Here is a 17,679-nt window from a genome sequence, read left to right on the forward strand (position 1 = left end):
ATACGGAACTTTATTTTTTCTTCGATAACCAATCAGCTACTTTAGCGGCTTGATCAGCTGGAACTATATTGGCAGGCATATTGCCTTTTCCTTTCGAAAGAATTTCTTTAATTTCATCCTTTGAAAGTTTCCCACCAATTTTTTGTAAGTTAGGTCCAACTGCCCCTTGTAACTGATCACCATGGCAGCTCGTACAGCTTTGCTTCACAATATCTTCTGGTTTTGATGCCGTTTGTGCTGGCTTCCCGCCATTTTTTGCATCAGCTAACTCTTTAGATTTATTTAGCCCCTGAAATGAAAATACAAACATAACGATAATACCCAATGCTGCAATAAGAGCGAACGGAATCAGCGGATTACGTTTCATATCTCTTCTCCCCCCTCTATACCCCTAAATAGTTAGATGATTCAGTCATTTATATTGTACTTGAAAACGCTCTATCAGAAAAGAGCAAACTACTACTTGTTAAAAATATTCCATAAATTCAGTTTATTGTTTTTTATTGTCATATCGCTTATTATTTCGATAATTATTAACGTTTCTCATCATATTTTTCGCTTTTCTACATATATTTTTGTATATAATAAACAAAATTAATCGAAAAATCGAAAAATGAGCATTTGCAAATCAAAAGACAATTCTGTAAAATAAATTACAAGAAATTGTAATCGTTGCCCATAGCTAAATTTTAACAAAAATTAACAAAATAAAAAAGTTTACTTCACAAAAGTGAAGTAAACTTAAAAAATAACCTATTCTAAGAAATCCTTAAGACGCTTACTACGGCTTGGATGTCTTAATTTGCGAAGTGCTTTTGCTTCAATTTGACGAATACGCTCTCTCGTTACGCCGAATACTTTCCCAACTTCTTCAAGCGTACGAGTTCGTCCATCATCTAAACCGAAACGAAGACGTAGAACATTTTCTTCACGATCTGTTAGTGTATCTAACACATCTTCTAATTGTTCTTTTAGCAATTCATAGGCTGCATGGTCCGCAGGCGATGTTGCTTCTTGGTCTTCAATAAAGTCACCTAAATGGGAGTCATCTTCTTCACCAATTGGTGTTTCAAGAGAAACTGGCTCCTGTGCAATTTTTAAGATTTCACGTACTTTTTCTGGAGCAAGATCCATTTCCTCACCAATCTCTTCAGGAGATGGTTCGCGACCTAAATCTTGTAATAATTGACGTTGTACACGAATTAACTTATTAATCGTTTCAACCATATGAACTGGAATACGAATTGTTCGCGCTTGGTCTGCAATGGCACGTGTAATAGCTTGGCGAATCCACCAAGTTGCATACGTACTAAATTTGAAACCTTTACGATAATCGAACTTTTCAACAGCTTTAATTAGACCCATATTACCTTCTTGAATTAAGTCTAAGAAAAGCATACCACGGCCTACATAGCGCTTTGCAATACTTACTACAAGACGTAAGTTTGCTTCTGCAAGACGACGTTTCGCTTCTTCATCGCCTTCTTCAATACGCGTTGCAAGTCGAATTTCTTCTTCTGCAGATAGTAAGTCTACACGACCAATTTCTTTTAAATACATACGAACAGGATCGTTGATTTTAACCCCAGGTGGTACACTTAAATCATTGAGGTCAAACTCTTCTTCTGTTTTTGTAATTTGGCGATTATTAGGGCCTTCTTCGTTGTCATTATCACCAACTAAATCAATGCCTTGTTCACCTAAATATTCATAGTATTCATCCATTTGATCGGATTCAATTTCAAATCCATTCATGCGTTCTGCAATCTCTTCATATGTAAGAACGCCACGTTTTTTTCCGAGCTCAGTGAGTTGTTCTTTCACTTGCTCAAGGGTCATTTCAGTTTCAATTTGTTTAGAACGAGCTGGTTTGTCAGCCATCTGTTCCCCTCCTTACGCGAGATACAAACATTCATTATACTAAAACTTTATCAAAAAAGCTATTTTCTCGCTTTTTGATTTTGTAAATATGCTACATAATATTTAGCAGCCTCTACAGGATCTGTTTTTTCCATTTGTTTCACTTTAAAGATAATTTCCATCTTTTCAAGTTTTTCCTGATGCCGTCTAAGCGTCTCCAAATGGCCTTGCAACACTTCTTCTGTGTATTCTGGATTAATAAATTCATCCGTCGAAATATCAGTGATAATATTTTTCAACTTTTCATCAGAGAGCCAACTTAAAAATGTTCCAACTGAAGGTTCATTTCCCTTTTCATAATATGCGTATAGTTCATATAAAATCCCTTTATGTTCTTCTGTATGAAAATCTTCTATATGGGATTCCATACGAACAGCTACTTCTGCACTTTGCAACATATGGTAAATAATTTCTCTTTCCGCTCTTTCAAAACCTGTTAACTTCGGTTTTGTTTGAACGACTTGAGACGGTTTAGCAACCTGCTTTATTTGTTTTTGCTGTACCTTTTGTTCTTTGCGATATTGGTGCAATTGGTTCAAAAGTGTTTCCATTGAATACGAAAATTCTTGCGATAATGACTTCAAATATGACTCTGCCTGCATCGCATCTTGTAACAACGATAACTCTTTTAAAACACTCTTCACATATTCTTCTTTGCCAGACTCATCTTGCAAATTTTTCCCTAAACGCAAATAATTTATTTTAAAACCAACAAAACTCACACTTGATTTCACAAGATTTTCAAAAGCAGTAGTCCCATATTGTTGCACATATTCATCAGGATCAAGCTTATCTGGCAAGGATGTGACTTTCACTTGGCAACCAACTTTTAGCAATAATTGCCCTGCTTTCATCGTCGCTTCTCGCCCTGCTTTATCACCATCATAGCAAAGAACAACAGTTTCAACGTTACGTCGCAGAAGTTTTGCTTGTTCTTCAGTTAAAGCTGTTCCCATTGTCGCAACAGCTTCTTCCACACCACTTTTTACCGCAGCTAGTACATCGGCATATCCTTCGAAAAGAACCACTTGCCCACGCTTTCTAATAAACGGTCTTGCTTGGTGGAAGTTATACAACAATTTACTTTTGTGAAAAATCGGTGTTTCAGGGCTATTTAAATATTTCGGAGTGTCATCTCCTAACGCCCTTCCACTAAACGCTATCACCTTACCTTGTAACGTATAGATCGGGAACATAACTCTTCCACGGAAGCGATCATAATGACTACCATCCTTCTCACTTCTTATTAGAAGGCCAGCTTGTTCCATACTAGACAGCGATAAACCTCTTTTTTGTAAAATTTTCGTCGCTGCATCCCAAGCAGGTGATGCATAACCAATTTCAAACTTCTCAATCATCTCTTTCGTAATACCACGGTTTAATAAATATGAAAGTGCTTCATTTCCCTCTTCCGTATTTACTAATAAATGATGATAATACTTTTTCAATAATTCATGAGCTTGTTGCATGATGACAGTGTCATCAGATATGTCTTCTTGTTGTCCTTGCCCTGATGTATACTCTGCAACCGCAATTCCATTTCTTTCGCCTAGCTTTTGAACAGCCTCGGTAAAAGCCAGTCCTTCCATTTTCATTAGAAAGGAAAATACATTTCCACCTTCTCCACATCCGAAGCAATGAAAAATTTGCTTATCAGATGAAACAGAGAATGAAGGAGAATTCTCACCATGAAATGGACAAAGGCCGAAATAGTTACGCCCCTGTTTTCTAAGTTGAACGTATTCACCAATGACTTCTACAATATCGGATGATGTCCGAATCTGTTCAACAACTTCTTCGGGAATTCTGTTCCCCATAACTCCATCTCCGTGTCGTATTTTGTATTCGATATAAATTAAAAAATTCCTTTATAATTCGACAATATTTTTCTAAACTTGTTAGAAAGTGTTGCCGATTACATTGTATAAACGATTTTGAACCTTTCCTATAGGTCCTTTATCTGCATAAATCGCATATACATACTTGCTATATAAAATTGTATACATTTGCTCATCTGTTACAAATGTATCTCTTAGAAACAATACATATACACCTTTTTATAAGAAGAGTAGCAAGCCACATATACTGTTTGATCTTGAGATTTGTAACTTTTTCATGTTGATCCATATAACGATCAACTCCATTTTGTTCAGTATCTACAAAGATCCAATTGCCTTGCTATTTCCTTAAAGGATGAGCATATGATGCGACAAACAAAATTCCGACATGAAATTCCGCTCCAACTTGCACAATTTCAGCCTTCACGGGATATACATCTACACCAACTAATATGTTGTTGATGCTTTGCATATTTCTGTATTCTACATCCCTTCTGCGAATCCTTCCATAATGTGCGTTTTCTTGTATAGATTTTGTCGATTTAACGTAATTACATGTCTTTTTCGTAAATCCTATCCCTAGTTTATTCTGAAAAATTAAAGTCTAAACGTAAAATATAGGTTTTTATCACAATTTTTTATTATAATATATTTTCTTCAACTACGCTACATATCCCTTTATTTTTTCATCTTACATTTCAGGATGACAAACTCACACCTTGAATATACTAAAAGACAAAGGAGTATAAGTATAACCATTACACTACAATCTATTACAAAATCCATAGGTATCATATTTCACACGAGCGAAAAAAGCACATTCACCTTCGGTAAATGTGCTAAAACATTTTTTGGTTTTGCACTGCATTCACAATAATATTTGCTGTTTCTTCAATCGCTTTATTCGATACATCGATTACTTGGCAATTTATTTTACTAATTACTTCCTCAAAATGATTAATTTCTTCTTGAATACGATTAATATTTGCATATGTTGCTCCATCACTTAATCCAAGTGATTTTAATCGTTCTTTTCGAATATGATTTAACTTATCTGGCGTAATTTTCAAACCGAAACATTTTTCTTTTGCCACTTGATATAGTTCTTCAGGTGGGTCAACTTCTGGCACGAGTGGTACATTCGCAACTTTCAAGCGTTTGTTATGAGCTAAATATTGGGAAAGTGGTGTTTTTGATGTACGCGAAACACCAATCAACACGATATCCGCTTTTAAAATACCTCGTGCATCTCTGCCGTCATCATACTTCACAGCAAACTCAATCGCTTCAATCTTTTTAAAGTATTCTTCATCTAACCTACGGACAACGCCTGGCTCATATCTCGGCACTTGCCCCGTAATTTCTTCTATTTGATCAATAAGAGGGCCGATAATATCGTATGCCTCTACCCCTTCTTTTGCAGCCTCTGTTACTAAATATTTGCGCATATCAGGCTTAACTAACGTAAAACATATAAGTGCTTGATTACTCTTAGCAATCGAAATCACTTCTTTTAGTGTCCCTGTATCTTCTACATATGGTACACGTCTAATATCAGGAGCAAACGGGAATTGCCCCATTGCTGCTCGAACAACCAAATCAGCCGTTTCCCCTACAGAGTCAGATACGACATATACGATTTTATTATCCATTACATTACCTCACTTTAAACAAATTACACTTATTCGTTATTTACTAAATTTACAAACGCACGTGTAATATTTGTTTTTGTAATTCGCCCAATCACTTCTAAACCTTGTTTCGTATCTTTTACAACTGGCATTGCATCAATCTGTCTTTCTATTAATTCCATCGCAATATCATATAAAGAATCCTCTCTACGACACATCGCAATGTTTGGCATCCTTGTCATGATAATATTAACCGGAAGAGAGGTTAAATCCTGCTTTCCTAAGCTCGCTCTTAATAAATCTTTACGAGACACAACACCAACTAATAGAGTCATCTGATCTACAACGAACAATGTACCAACGTCCTCTAAAAACATCGTACAAATTGCATCGTATACGGAAACATTTTTATCAATTACAACCGGTCTAGATTGATAATCTTGTACTTTAATTTTCTTAACAGCTTCAGATAATAGCTGCCCCCCAGTTTTACCCGTATAAAAATAACCTACGCGTGGACGTGCTTCTAAATAACCAGCCATCGTTAAAATTGCTAAGTCTGGTCTTAGCGTCGCACGTGTTAGACCCAATTGCGCTGCAATTGATTCCCCTGTAATAGGACCGTGATCTTTTACAATCTGAATGATATGTTCTTGCCGTTTATTCAGCTCTATGATAATCACCACCTTTAATGCACAACGAAAAAAGTTATACTATCTCTTAAATATTATATACTAAATATGCTATTCGAAAAAGAAAGTATGTAAAAAGGACCGTATACGGCCCAAAATTATATTTGAAACTTATCAAGTTGTTCTAAAAAACGTCTTGATTTCAAATAAATTCCGCAATATTCATCATAATATGTATTCAATACTAAACGCATTTGTTTTTTTGTGCTATCCTTTACCGATACATTTCCGAGCCTATGTAAATCGAAATGGAAGAAAAGACGTAATAATTTATGAACAGCTTCTCCTACCGGTATACGATACGGGTCTTGCTCTGCATGACGTGAGCACAGAAAACCGCCTTCCCTAACGGAGAAGGCGACAAAGTCTGTTTCTTGATGACAAATCGCACATGTATCAAAGTACGGGCGCATCCCTAATACCGGAAGCATTTTCGTTTGATAAATTAATGATAATACTTCTGGATCAACACCCTCACACATATAATGCAACGTTTGATATAACATTTCAAATAAATACGGATTATGTTTTTTATCTTCTGTTGCTTTATCAGTTAATTCAACAATAAATGATGCATAAGCAGTTAAAAATATATCCTCGCGAATTTCTTTCATAGTTGAAATAATCTCGCCTTGTTGCAATGTTCCAAGCCCAGATCCCATTTGAATAAGAAACTGGCCATGTGTCATTAATTGCGACACAGATGCTAATCGGCTTTTCGGTTTTTTTGCCCCTCTTGCCATTGCACTTACCTTACCAAGTTCTCTTGAGAATATTGTAACAATCTTGTTCGTTTCTCCGTAATCTGTCGTACGGATAACGATGCCCTCAACTTTTTGAAACATGTTCGTCACCATCCAAGGTTTGAACAAAACGGGTCAAGAAATTGGAGAGTCTAGATGCGCTAGCTCCTCTTCATGTTGATCCATCTCATCGTTTACGTCTTTTTCCATTTCTTTCAAAAGCAAGTACGTTTCAATGCTTCCTGTTTTGGAGAAAAACTTCCAGGTAAAATCTAGCATAAGAATCCACCTTTCTCAATAAGCGTAGCCTATAAACCAATTTCCTTTGTTGTTATTAAATTGACCCATTTTGTCCATTTTCATGTGAGAAAAATTTTTCCTAATTTATCAAAGTTCATAAAAACCAATAATCAGTGGATGAACCAACCATCCACTGATTACAGCTTGACTCTATTTTAGTACTCATCCTCGCGGAAACCTAGGTCACGAAGCTGAGACATTTTATTACGCCAATCTTTTTGCACTTTTACCCATACTTCTAAAAATACTTTAGAACCAAGTAGCGCTTCAATATCAAAACGAGCTCGCTTACCAACTTCTTTTAACATTTTCCCTTGTTTTCCGATGATGATTCCTTTTTGTGATGCACGTTCAACAACAATCGTTGCATTTATATAAACTGCCCCGCCCTCACGCTTTTGAATCGCATCGATAACAACAGCCACAGAATGCGGCACTTCTTCACGTGTTAAATGTAGTACTTTCTCACGAATAAGCTCTGCAATAATAAATCTCTCCGGATGATCCGTTACTTGATTATCTGGATAGTATTGTGGTCCTTCTGGTAAATACTTTTTAATTGTTCCAATTAAAGCGTCCACATTATTACCGTCTAACGCAGAAATTGGTACAATCTCTGCAAACTCATGTAGTTTACGATATTGATCAATTAACTCTAGTAATTGCTCTGGATGAAGTTGGTCAATTTTATTAATTACTAAAAATACTGGTTGTTTCGTTTCTTTTAACTTCTCGATGATGAATTCTTCACCACGACCAAAGCCTTCGACAGCATTAACCATAAACAGAACGATATCAACTTCTTTTAATGTCGTTTGCGCCATCTTCACCATGAAGTCGCCTAGTTTATGTTTAGGTTTATGTATTCCTGGTGTATCAATGAAAATAACTTGTGCATCATTTTCTGTATATACACCTTGAATTTTATTACGAGTCGTTTGTGGCTTATCACTCATAATAGCAATTTTCTGGCCGATAATACGATTTAAAAATGTAGATTTCCCAACATTCGGTCTGCCAATAATAGAGACAAAACCTGATTTATAACCTTTTCTATTCATGTAAATCCTCCGCTAAAAATGCTCCTGGTAACAATTCTCCGACTGTCGTCTCTTGAACGTCACCATGTAAATTTGTTAAGTATACTTTCGTATCCTGTTTACATAATTCTACCATAACTTGTCGACATGCTCCACAAGGAGGTACTGGGCGCTTTGTATCTGCTACAACCGCAATGGCTACAAATTCTTTATCTCCTTCAGAAACCGCCTTAAATAAAGCTGTTCTTTCAGCACAATTACATAAGCCATATGATGCATTCTCAACATTACATCCACGATATACTTTTCCATCGCGCGTTAATAGTGCTGCACCTACTTGAAATTTAGAATATGGTACGTACGCTTGTTTACGCGCTTCGATTGCTTCTAGAATTAATTGTTTACTATTCATATTCCCGCATCCTTCCTGTTCACAGCTATGAAGAGGTACACTCTCTCATTAAAGCCCCTTACGGCACTTCCAAAGCTTAATAAAAGCTTCGGAATGCAACTATACCATATACGGTAAAAAGATAATAGCACCAATTATAACAGCTATAATTGCAAACAATAAAACCGCTCCTGCCGCAACATCCTTTGCAATTTTTGCAAATGGATGAATATCGGCAGTCGCTAAATCTACTGTTTTTTCCACAGCCGTATTTACCATTTCTAAACTCATTACACTCCCTATTACAATAAGTAATATCATCCACTCTGTTCTCGTAATATGGAAATAAAAGCCGCAGCATATAACAATGACTGCGGCTAAATAATGGATTTTCATATTTCGCTCATGACGAAAACAAAAGAATATACCAGCTATAGCATATCCAAAACTATCTATAAGTTTTCCTTTTTTCATCGTCCTAATCCAAAAGCTTCTAAAATTTCTTTTTGTCTTCCGAACATTTCTTTTTCATCTTCTTCTGTCATGTGATCATAACCAAGTAAATGTAAAAAGCCATGTAATGCCAAAAATCCAAGTTCACGATCGAAAGAATGTCCGTACTCTTCAGCTTGCTCTTTCGCCCTTGGAATAGAGATAATAAGATCACCTAACATGCGTGGCATCTCTGCACCAACAATCTCCATTTCTCCTTCTCCCATTTCTTCCATCGCAAAGGATATTACATCTGTAGGTTGATCTTTATCTCGGTAATCACGATTAATTTCTCTAATGCGCTCATTATCTACAAATGTCACCGATACCTCCGCACCATCCTCGATATTTTCCATTTGAGCTGCTTTTTCTAACACTTCACGAATTAAACTCATATACGCTTCTTTTACTTCTTCTGTTTCATCAATAAAATCAATTAACAAACTCATTCTTTCTCCTTTTCTTCCGGAAGTTCCGGATATGTAATACGCGAATGGAAAATACCATTTAACGTTTCACACAACGTTTTTCCAACGATTTGTAGCTCCTTAAACGTCAAATCACATTCACTAAATTGACCGTCTTGTAGTCGATCTTTAATAATACTTTGCACCAAATTATTAATTTGTTCTGGCGTTGGGTGATTCATAGAACGTACCGCAGCTTCTACACTATCAGCAATACCAACAATTGCCGATTCTTTCGAAGTTGCTTTTGAACCTGGATAACGGAACATCTCTTCTGTATATTTTTCTTTATCTTCTTTAATAGCTTTATAATAAAAATATTTCAGTAACGTTGTACCGTGATGTTGCCCAGCGATATCAATAATTTCTTGTGGAATATGATATTCTTCGAGCATTCTTACTCCATCCGTTACGTGAGCAATTATAATATCTTTACTCGTTACAGGATCTAATTTATCATGCGGGTTTTCAATTCCCATTTGGTTTTCAATAAAAAATTGCGGTTGTACTGTTTTTCCTACATCATGATAATATGCCCCTACACGCGCTAATACACCATTTGCCCCGACTGCTTCACAAGCAGCCTCAGAAAGATTCGCTACCATTACACTATGATGATATGTCCCTGGCGCTTCTAACAAAATTCTGCGTAAAAGCGGATGATTTGGACTTGATAGTTCCATAAGCTTCATGCTTGATACGATTCCAAGTCCACTTTCTAAATATGGTAAAATCCCCATAGCCAAAACGGATGATATAATCCCTGAAAGTGAAGCCATTAATAATTGCGTACCAATTTCAAGAGGCGAAAAATTCCCATTACGTAATAATAAGAGCGCCGCCAATACGACTACATTTAATACAGAAACGAGTATACCAGCTTGTAAAATCATTGTACGACGATTTTTTTCTCGCAAGAAAATACTAACCGATAATGAACTTAACAATACGTAAATCCCTACACTATAATTTAATGTACTCGTTACTCCTTCATTAAACATAATACTTCCGCATACAGAAAAAATCATACTCGTTAAAAAGACAAATCGATCACCAATCATTAGTTTTACAAGTATTGTTCCCATCGCAACTGGGACAACATATGCAATCCCCGCGTATTCAAGTTTTTGAAACAAACTAATGATTTTCATTAAGACGATTGTGATAGACAAAATTGTAATATACGCTAAAACATACGGTCTATCTTCTCTTTTTCTCTTTAAAAATAATTCAAATTGTTTATGCATAAAGTATAGTAACACACCAATGAGTACCGCTAATCCAACATAAGGTTGAAAGCCGTTCCCTTTTTCTAACAAACCAACTAATTTCAACTGATTATACACATCACTTGAAATTGTTTCACCTTCTCTAACAAGAACTTGTCCTTGAAGAATATAAACAGGTGGAACTAAATCTTCCTCTGCTTTTCTCTTCTCTTTCGTTAAGATCGGGTCATAAAAATAGTTTGCTGAAATTGCATATCTTCCTAGCGCCTTAATTGACTCTTTTAAACCATTATCAACATTAACACTATTCATCTCACTTACATATCGTTCTTTCGCATCTTTCAATTCGTCCATTTTAATATGCTCAGTCATGATACTATTAATCGCTGTGACCGCAGCATCTTTCGCTAATACTAATTGGCTCGAATCTGCATTAATCAAACTTAGTAAGTTTGAATCAGATAATTCTTTCGTTAAGTCAGCGGGTAGTTTCTTTTTTAACTTCTCCACTTTCTCAGCATCAGTCATCTTTTTTTGATCATCCGGTCCAACAGCTTTAATCTCTTGCACCACTTCATCCACTTTAGCAAAGACGTCATTCACAATATCAACTTTGTTTTGTTTATACTCACTTTTATATGTATATTGATCTTCAACTTTTGTAGCGGCTTCTTTTTTCTTTTTATCCGTTGTAACTTTATCTTCAATTTTTATAGGAGAATGGATTGTCTTTTTCGCAATAGAATACATATTAACATCTAATTGCTCTGGTTTTACATTATTCATAAGCGCAAAAAACAGCACTGCTCCTAATACAACGTAAGAAATCCAACTTAGTTTTTTCGAATGTTGTAAATTACGAAACCACTTAGAAATTTCTTGAGATCTTGACATGATTTCAATACCTTCTCCTCTCCAGAAATAAAGTGAAACTATTTATAGCTTTCATTTCTTCTACCAAACGATACTTTGAGGCAACATTTTATACACTAGTACCTATAGTTTATTTTCCTTATCTTTCATGATAGTAAAAAATATGACGTTCGCCAACCTTATCATACAAAAAGAAATGATCCTGACAAATAGGATCATTCCATTTTATCATATGCCTCAATAATACGTTGCACCAATGGATGTCTCACAACGTCCGTTTGTTCTAATGTAATAAATGACAGACCTGATACACCAGATAAAATATTAGCAGCTATAGATAGCCCTGATTTTACCCCTTTTGGCAAGTCTACTTGTGAAGGGTCCCCTGTAATAACCATTTTAGAACTAAAACCTAATCTTGTTAAAAACATTTTTATTTGAGCACCCGTTGTATTTTGAGCCTCATCTAAAATAACAAATGAATCATCAAGCGTACGCCCCCTCATATAAGCAAGCGGCGCGATTTCAATTACTCCTCGCTCCATCATACGCTGCGTATATTCTTGTCCAAGAATATCATGTAAGGCATCATATAATGGGCGTAAGTATGGATCTACCTTCTCTTTCAAATCCCCTGGTAAAAAACCTAAATTTTCTCCAGCTTCTACAGCAGGTCTTGTTAAAATAATTTTCTTTACATACCCTTGTTTTAAAGCCCTCACAGCCATTACTACAGCTAAGTATGTTTTTCCAGTTCCTGCAGGCCCTATCCCAAAGACAATATCATTCTTCTTCATCGCATGAATATATCGTCTTTGCCCCATTGTTTTTACACGAATGGATTTACCTTTTGCAGTCTTGAAAATTTCTTCTTCATATAACTCTTCAAATTGAGCAATTTTCCCTTGTTGTGCAAGCTGAATTGCATACGCAACATCTCTCTCTGAAATTGATATACTTTTACGAATTACAACAAGTAATTGCTGTAAGATTTTTTCTACGAGTGTCACCGTTTCAACTGCCCCAGATACATGAACAGTTTCTCCTCTAGTTACGATCGATACATTCAGTTCTCGTTCAATTACTTTTAAATGTGCATCATTGACTCCAAAAAGAGCGATTGCTTCGTTAGTATTTTCCAATTGTTGGTTCATTTCTACTAATTGTTCTGCCATTACTCAGTCTCCTTGAATATCGGATTCGGATATTGGTTGTGGCTCTGCAATATTTTCAACCACAGTATAATGCAATGTGACCTTTAGTTGACCCGCCTCAACCTCTTTACTCAAAATCTTATCACTTACAATCATAGCATGTTCATCCAATTTTTTCTTTAGTTCTTTTTCGGCCATCTCTTTCGCTACTTTCAGCGCTTGCTTTTCTGTATATTCTCGATTCGCTTCTTCCTCTTCTCTCACAACATCTTTTTCATATGCAATCGGCAGTGTAAAACCAAATAATTTCACATCATGCTTTACACTTTCAGTACGAGAGCGTTTATACTTATCATGCTGAAATCCCCATATTTTTATTTTCGTATCCCCAAATTTAAGAAAATGTTCATTGTATACATTACCAGTATACACTTGGAATTGCGTCTTTAACGGGACATCCACCTTAGATGTATACCACGTTTCTCCATACACAATACCTTTCGCTGAAACAATCGTCGGACTTTCCTCATTACCATATATTCCTGATACGAGAATCTGCCCTTTTTCTACATGATCATTTTTCAGTACAACCGGCTTTCCAACTTCTACGAACGTCTTTGTAATAATCGCTTCTTTTTTTGCTACTAAATTTTGCGGCCTTTGTTCCTTTTCTTTCTTCGGTTCGTTTTTTTCAACAATTTTAAAATGATACGTCGTTCCTCTTACTTCTAGTCCCGCCCAAGTAATGGCATTAATATTATCTGTCAAATGGCGTTGTACATCTTCTACATTCGGCATTTGAAATTGTAGTTTCCCTTTTTTAATACCCATTTTATCCAATTCTTTCATCAATATATATTCCGTTTCAGGTTTTGCTCCTGTAATTTCAATTTTCCAAACCATATTTGACATTGCAATCACACCAAAAAAGAAAATTAAAAAACCAATTAAAAATCCACTATTTTTAATTAAACGCTTATTCCAAAAAGGAAAACCATAACGTCCAATAAAATATAATTTACATTCATTTTTTCTATAAATTGGTTTTATTTTTTTCACATCGCGTAACAACATACAAAAAACTAACGTTTCATCAGCTATCTTTTTAACATCCCAAACTAATAAATTCCTCCGTACACATTCATTAACAAACCGTTCCGCTCCTCTACCTTCAATTCGCACTTTTACATATCCAAGCCACTTTATAAACCATTTATTTTTCATTTACCACCTTCACTACCTTTCTAAAAGTAGATATACTACTTTTTATTTGAAACATTAAAATAGCTCGTACTAAAATGAAACCGAGTAAAACTGTAATCAGTCTCTATCAACGGAACTTTTACAGGATAAAGAAGAAAAACTTCACAAATGGAAGTTTCACTTCAATCACCTTTTTTTTCATTTTCTAAAAATGTTACTTGCTCAATTATCCCTTCGAGCAAAAGCTCTTCTGGAAGAATCGTTTTAATAACAAAGGATTGTCCTTTAATTAATAATTGACCGTGTTTTAAAAGCAATCGCACTTCTTTATCTGAAAACACTAATAACCCCCGATGATTTTCTATATAAATATGTATTTGCCCAACAAGAGTAATCCGAGGTAGATCCATTAATACATCCACTGGTAGGTCTACTTGTTTTGTCAACCAATTTTTCATTTGTTCTAATTTCTTCATCTCGAAAGACCCCCTCTCATCCCATATATATGTATTTCTTCACAAGTGCCTATCGTGTTATAACGACTTCACTAACATAACTATATTCTGTAAGAGTTCATATCATGTTAATTAAAACAGTCGCTATATGAAATCATATTTGTCAGGACAATGATGGATCAGAGGATGTTACCTTTAATAATAGAAGTATTAATACAAGAATATGCGCCCCTACAGGATATCAGTACAAGTTACATTAAGAAATTGAGCCTAGCGAGAAGTTAGAAACTTGAAAAAAACTGTTACAATTCGTTCTGGATGTGACATACTGACCATAGAATAAGTAGTTGTCATTTATTGGACAAATGAGATAAAGTGAAACTTTAATCCCCCCTCACCAATCGGGCTGCCCGTTAATGAGGGATAAAATCAAAAAAAAGAAAATTTCTCCACTCTGAATGTTACGTTGTAAGTAAGAATATTTTATAGATGGTTGTTATATGAATTTCAAAAAATATTAGGGTTCATTAAAAAATGAATTAATAAATGAGGAAATACGAAAGTAAATTGGCTTTAGTCAAGAAATTTCGAATGTTATAAAACAAATTATCGACAGTAATATCCGGCCATTTTATGCAACTGATGCAAAATCTAAAATAGTTAGAATCTCTTTCGTTACCTTTGAGGATTATGCTGAAGAGCAAGCTATAAAACTTCAATCTGATTTTCAGAAGGTTCGGTACTTAGCTTTTATTTGCGAAAGAAGTTTTAGTCAAGGAAGTAAGAATAGGTGTAGAATCGGAATTATACAAGGAAATAATAAATTGAAACTTTAACTAGAGGGGTTTCTATCACTTATAGAAACCCTTTTTAAGCAATATAGCGTTTCTCCTTAATAAGAACAATAAAAAAACGTCTCATACGAAATGAGACGTTTTTTTACGCTAATAGCTGGATAACCAGCTTATTCACAAGTGATCCGTCTGTTTTACCTTTTACTTTCGGCATAACAGCAGTCATCACCTTACCCATATCTGCTTTAGAAGTCGCACCAACTTCAGAAATAACTTGCTTGATTACATCAACTAGTTCTTCTTCAGTTAATTGCTCTGGCAAATATGCGCTTAAAATCTGAATTTCACTTTGCAGTTTATTAACAAGGTCTTCACGACCAGCTTTTTTAAATTCAAGGAGGGAGTCCTTATACTGTTTTACTTCACGAGCTAAAACTGTTATTTCCTCTTCTTCAGTAAGAGTATGTTGCAGTTTAATACCTTCATTTTGTAAAGCAGCCTTAACCATACGAATAACGGTTAATTTTTCTTTTTGTTTATTCTTCATCGCTTGTTTCATATCATCGTTTAAACGACCGAGAAGACTCATAACTTACACCCTCTCTTAGAATTTACGCTTTCTTGCCGCTTCAGATTTCTTCTTACGTTTTACACTTGGTTTTTCATAAAACTCGCGCTTTCTTGCTTCAGCAAGTGTACCAGTTTTAGAAACCGATCTTTTAAAACGGCGAAGTGCATCCTCCAAAGACTCGTTTTTACGAACGACTGTTTTTGACATTCTCTTTCCCTCCCTCCGAAACATCACACTTACATACTAACTTCAGCATGCAAAAAGAAACACTTCTTCAGCATGTCTTTTACGATTATAATACATTTTATCACTTCAGGTCAACTATTTGGCAGAATAAAAGAAGAATAGAAGCATTTCCTTTTCAAAAGTTATGCAAATAGCTAGTATCCTTTACTGATGAAGACAACTATATTTTTATCATTTCATCTTTTTTCATACAGGGATGCATGAAACGCCTCCCCACCTTATAGTACTTAAGCGCTTCAAATAAAGAAAGCATGCAAACCGTTTCCGGTTGCACGCTCTTTTTATGCGCTAGCTGATTCTTTTTTTACATCATCTTCAAGAACACGAACAAATTGCGCTTCGTTATATGGATAACCAGCTTTCGTAATTTTCACTTTCACTAGCTTACCAATTAATTCTTCTGATCCTTCAAATACAATTTTTAAGTAGTTATCTGTATACCCTACATATAACCCTTCACGGTCGCCGTCTTTAAATTGCTCTTCTGGAATGATTTCAAGCACTTCACCTTCAAACGCTGATGCATATTCTTTCGCTAATTGATTAGATAGCTCAATTAAACGATGAACACGATCATTCTTCACATCTTCAGGAACTTGATCTTCCATGCGCGCTGCAGGTGTTCCTGTACGTTTTGAGTAAGGGAACACATGTAACTCAGAGAAGCGGTTCTCTTTAATGAAATTGTATGTTTCCATGAATTCTTCTTCTGTTTCACCTGGGAAACCAACGATTACGTCAGATGTAATCGCAAGGCCTGGTAACGCTTCTTTCAAACGATCTAAACGCTCTTGGAAGAACTCCATCGTATATTTACGACGCATACGTTTTAATACAGTATTAGAACCAGATTGCAACGGAATATGCAAGTGGCGTACAACTACTTCAGATTTATCTAACACTTCAATTACTTCATCTGAAATTTGACTCGCTTCAATAGAAGAAATACGAAGACGTTTTAATCCGCCTACTTCCGCTTCCATATCACGAAGTAATCCAGCTAAGTTATAATCTTTTATGTCTTCGCCGTATCCACCTGTATGAATACCCGTTAATACGATTTCTTTATAGCCTGCATCCACTAATTGTTGTGCTTGTTTAATAACTTCTTTTCCATCACGAGAACGCATTAAACCACGCGCCCAAGGAATGATACAGAATGTACAGAAGTTATTGCAACCCTCTTGTATTTTTAAAGACGCACGTGTACGATCCGTGAAATAAGGTACATCAAGTTCTTCGTACACACGTGTTTTCATAATATTACGGACAGCATTAATTGGTTGACGCTCTTTACGGAATTCTTCGATGTAACCTAACATCTTTTCACGATCCTGTGTACCAACTACAATATCTACACCCGGAATCGCCATAATTTCAGCTGGAGATGTTTGTGCATAACATCCCGTTACGCAAATAACTGCATCTGGATTTTGACGCACAGCACGTCTGATTACTTGACGGCTTTTTTTGTCCCCAGTATTCGTTACTGTACATGTATTAATAACATATACATCAGCTTTCTTTTCATATTCTGTTCTTTCATAACCACCTTGTTTAAACAATTGCCAAATGGCTTCTGTTTCATAGTGGTTTACTTTACAACCTAACGTATGGAACGCAACAGTTGACATTGATCA

At 35.6% G+C, this 17,679-nt stretch carries 19 protein-coding genes; all 19 read right to left on the reverse strand.

Annotated elements, in window-relative coordinates:
• Positions 1-10: 10 nt before the first annotated feature.
• The gene (gene cccA, locus HFD78_RS07225) at positions 11-367 is read right to left on the reverse strand and encodes a cytochrome c550 (RefSeq protein ID WP_000828141.1); all 357 of its coding nucleotides are present in this window, start codon (positions 365-367) and stop codon (positions 11-13) included.
• A 386-nt stretch (positions 368-753) separates the two neighbouring features.
• On the reverse strand, positions 754-1,881 hold the full coding sequence (gene rpoD / locus HFD78_RS07230) for an RNA polymerase sigma factor RpoD (RefSeq protein WP_000764066.1): 1,128 nt from the start codon (positions 1,879-1,881) through the stop codon (positions 754-756).
• 59 nt (positions 1,882-1,940) lie between these two features.
• Positions 1,941-3,737 carry a DNA primase gene (gene dnaG, locus HFD78_RS07235; RefSeq protein WP_000528221.1) on the reverse strand — a complete coding sequence of 599 codons (1,797 nt, stop codon included), beginning with the start codon at positions 3,735-3,737 and terminating at the stop codon, positions 1,941-1,943.
• 81 nt (positions 3,738-3,818) lie between these two features.
• Positions 3,819-3,962, reverse strand: a complete 144-nt coding sequence (locus HFD78_RS07240) for a hypothetical protein (protein WP_000479733.1) — start codon at positions 3,960-3,962, stop codon at positions 3,819-3,821.
• 635 nt (positions 3,963-4,597) lie between these two features.
• On the reverse strand, positions 4,598-5,410 hold the full coding sequence (locus tag HFD78_RS07245; RefSeq protein WP_000368937.1) for a pyruvate, water dikinase regulatory protein: 813 nt from the start codon (positions 5,408-5,410) through the stop codon (positions 4,598-4,600).
• Between the two features lie 29 nt (positions 5,411-5,439).
• Complete coding sequence (gene ccpN / locus HFD78_RS07250) at positions 5,440-6,072, reverse strand: transcriptional regulator CcpN (RefSeq protein ID WP_000583756.1); 633 nt, start codon at positions 6,070-6,072, stop codon at positions 5,440-5,442.
• 107 nt (positions 6,073-6,179) lie between these two features.
• Positions 6,180-6,926: a DNA repair protein RecO gene (gene recO / locus HFD78_RS07255; RefSeq protein ID WP_000487013.1), complete on the reverse strand. Its 747-nt coding sequence runs from the start codon at positions 6,924-6,926 to the stop codon at positions 6,180-6,182.
• A gap of 33 nt (positions 6,927-6,959) precedes the next feature.
• Complete coding sequence (locus HFD78_RS07260; protein WP_000883924.1) at positions 6,960-7,103, reverse strand: YqzL family protein; 144 nt, start codon at positions 7,101-7,103, stop codon at positions 6,960-6,962.
• A 176-nt stretch (positions 7,104-7,279) separates the two neighbouring features.
• Positions 7,280-8,185 (reverse strand): GTPase Era, encoded by a 906-nt coding sequence (gene era, locus HFD78_RS07265; protein ID WP_001080229.1) that lies wholly within the window; start codon positions 8,183-8,185, stop codon positions 7,280-7,282.
• Positions 8,178-8,576 (reverse strand): cytidine deaminase, encoded by a 399-nt coding sequence (locus HFD78_RS07270; protein ID WP_001086282.1) that lies wholly within the window; start codon positions 8,574-8,576, stop codon positions 8,178-8,180. Before HFD78_RS07270 ends, era begins: the two co-directional genes overlap by 8 nt.
• A gap of 99 nt (positions 8,577-8,675) precedes the next feature.
• Entirely contained in the window at positions 8,676-9,029 is a 354-nt protein-coding gene (locus HFD78_RS07275; protein WP_000715469.1) for a diacylglycerol kinase family protein, read from the reverse strand.
• On the reverse strand, positions 9,026-9,496 hold the full coding sequence (ybeY, locus tag HFD78_RS07280; RefSeq protein WP_000054679.1) for an rRNA maturation RNase YbeY: 471 nt from the start codon (positions 9,494-9,496) through the stop codon (positions 9,026-9,028). Before ybeY ends, HFD78_RS07275 begins: the two co-directional genes overlap by 4 nt.
• On the reverse strand, positions 9,493-11,637 hold the full coding sequence (locus HFD78_RS07285) for an HD family phosphohydrolase (RefSeq protein ID WP_000091514.1): 2,145 nt from the start codon (positions 11,635-11,637) through the stop codon (positions 9,493-9,495). Before HFD78_RS07285 ends, ybeY begins: the two co-directional genes overlap by 4 nt.
• A 194-nt stretch (positions 11,638-11,831) precedes the next feature.
• The gene (locus HFD78_RS07290; protein WP_000840520.1) at positions 11,832-12,791 is read right to left on the reverse strand and encodes a PhoH family protein; all 960 of its coding nucleotides are present in this window, start codon (positions 12,789-12,791) and stop codon (positions 11,832-11,834) included.
• 3 nt (positions 12,792-12,794) lie between these two features.
• Entirely contained in the window at positions 12,795-13,994 is a 1,200-nt protein-coding gene (gene yqfD, locus HFD78_RS07295; protein ID WP_000792499.1) for a sporulation protein YqfD, read from the reverse strand.
• 161 nt (positions 13,995-14,155) lie between these two features.
• Positions 14,156-14,449, reverse strand: a complete 294-nt coding sequence (gene yqfC / locus HFD78_RS07300) for a sporulation protein YqfC (RefSeq protein WP_000732269.1) — start codon at positions 14,447-14,449, stop codon at positions 14,156-14,158.
• Between the two features lie 918 nt (positions 14,450-15,367).
• Positions 15,368-15,811, reverse strand: coding sequence for a GatB/YqeY domain-containing protein (locus tag HFD78_RS07305; protein ID WP_000054562.1), 444 nt, complete (start codon positions 15,809-15,811; stop codon positions 15,368-15,370).
• Positions 15,812-15,826: 15 nt separating this feature from the next.
• Complete coding sequence (gene rpsU / locus HFD78_RS07310) at positions 15,827-16,000, reverse strand: 30S ribosomal protein S21 (protein ID WP_000048061.1); 174 nt, start codon at positions 15,998-16,000, stop codon at positions 15,827-15,829.
• A gap of 320 nt (positions 16,001-16,320) precedes the next feature.
• Positions 16,321-17,673: a tRNA (N(6)-L-threonylcarbamoyladenosine(37)-C(2))-methylthiotransferase MtaB gene (gene mtaB, locus HFD78_RS07315; protein WP_000108679.1), complete on the reverse strand. Its 1,353-nt coding sequence runs from the start codon at positions 17,671-17,673 to the stop codon at positions 16,321-16,323.
• Positions 17,674-17,679: the final 6 nt, after the last annotated feature.

It is taken from the genome of Bacillus sp. EKM501B (assembly GCF_011800505.1).
Lineage (GTDB): Bacteria > Bacillota > Bacilli > Bacillales > Bacillaceae_G > Bacillus_A > Bacillus_A cereus.

What these genes read in the sequence shown, in the direction of transcription:
- cccA (WP_000828141.1), bottom strand. Translation starts at nt 367, where the DNA reads ATGAAACGTAATCCGCTGATTCCGTTCGCTCTTATTGCAGCATTGGGT.
- rpoD (WP_000764066.1), bottom strand. Translation starts at nt 1,881, where the DNA reads ATGGCTGACAAACCAGCTCGTTCTAAACAAATTGAAACTGAAATGACC.
- dnaG (WP_000528221.1), bottom strand. Translation starts at nt 3,737, where the DNA reads ATGGGGAACAGAATTCCCGAAGAAGTTGTTGAACAGATTCGGACATCA.
- HFD78_RS07245 (WP_000368937.1), bottom strand. Translation starts at nt 5,410, where the DNA reads ATGGATAATAAAATCGTATATGTCGTATCTGACTCTGTAGGGGAAACG.
- recO (WP_000487013.1), bottom strand. Translation starts at nt 6,926, where the DNA reads ATGTTTCAAAAAGTTGAGGGCATCGTTATCCGTACGACAGATTACGGA.
- HFD78_RS07260 (WP_000883924.1), bottom strand. Translation starts at nt 7,103, where the DNA reads ATGCTAGATTTTACCTGGAAGTTTTTCTCCAAAACAGGAAGCATTGAA.
- era (WP_001080229.1), bottom strand. Translation starts at nt 8,185, where the DNA reads ATGAATAGAAAAGGTTATAAATCAGGTTTTGTCTCTATTATTGGCAGA.
- HFD78_RS07270 (WP_001086282.1), bottom strand. Translation starts at nt 8,576, where the DNA reads ATGAATAGTAAACAATTAATTCTAGAAGCAATCGAAGCGCGTAAACAA.
- HFD78_RS07275 (WP_000715469.1), bottom strand. Translation starts at nt 9,029, where the DNA reads ATGAAAAAAGGAAAACTTATAGATAGTTTTGGATATGCTATAGCTGGT.
- ybeY (WP_000054679.1), bottom strand. Translation starts at nt 9,496, where the DNA reads ATGAGTTTGTTAATTGATTTTATTGATGAAACAGAAGAAGTAAAAGAA.
- HFD78_RS07285 (WP_000091514.1), bottom strand. Translation starts at nt 11,637, where the DNA reads ATGTCAAGATCTCAAGAAATTTCTAAGTGGTTTCGTAATTTACAACAT.
- HFD78_RS07290 (WP_000840520.1), bottom strand. Translation starts at nt 12,791, where the DNA reads ATGGCAGAACAATTAGTAGAAATGAACCAACAATTGGAAAATACTAAC.
- yqfD (WP_000792499.1), bottom strand. Translation starts at nt 13,994, where the DNA reads ATGAAAAATAAATGGTTTATAAAGTGGCTTGGATATGTAAAAGTGCGA.
- yqfC (WP_000732269.1), bottom strand. Translation starts at nt 14,449, where the DNA reads ATGAAGAAATTAGAACAAATGAAAAATTGGTTGACAAAACAAGTAGAC.
- HFD78_RS07305 (WP_000054562.1), bottom strand. Translation starts at nt 15,811, where the DNA reads ATGAGTCTTCTCGGTCGTTTAAACGATGATATGAAACAAGCGATGAAG.
- rpsU (WP_000048061.1), bottom strand. Translation starts at nt 16,000, where the DNA reads ATGTCAAAAACAGTCGTTCGTAAAAACGAGTCTTTGGAGGATGCACTT.
- mtaB (WP_000108679.1), bottom strand. Translation starts at nt 17,673, where the DNA reads ATGTCAACTGTTGCGTTCCATACGTTAGGTTGTAAAGTAAACCACTAT.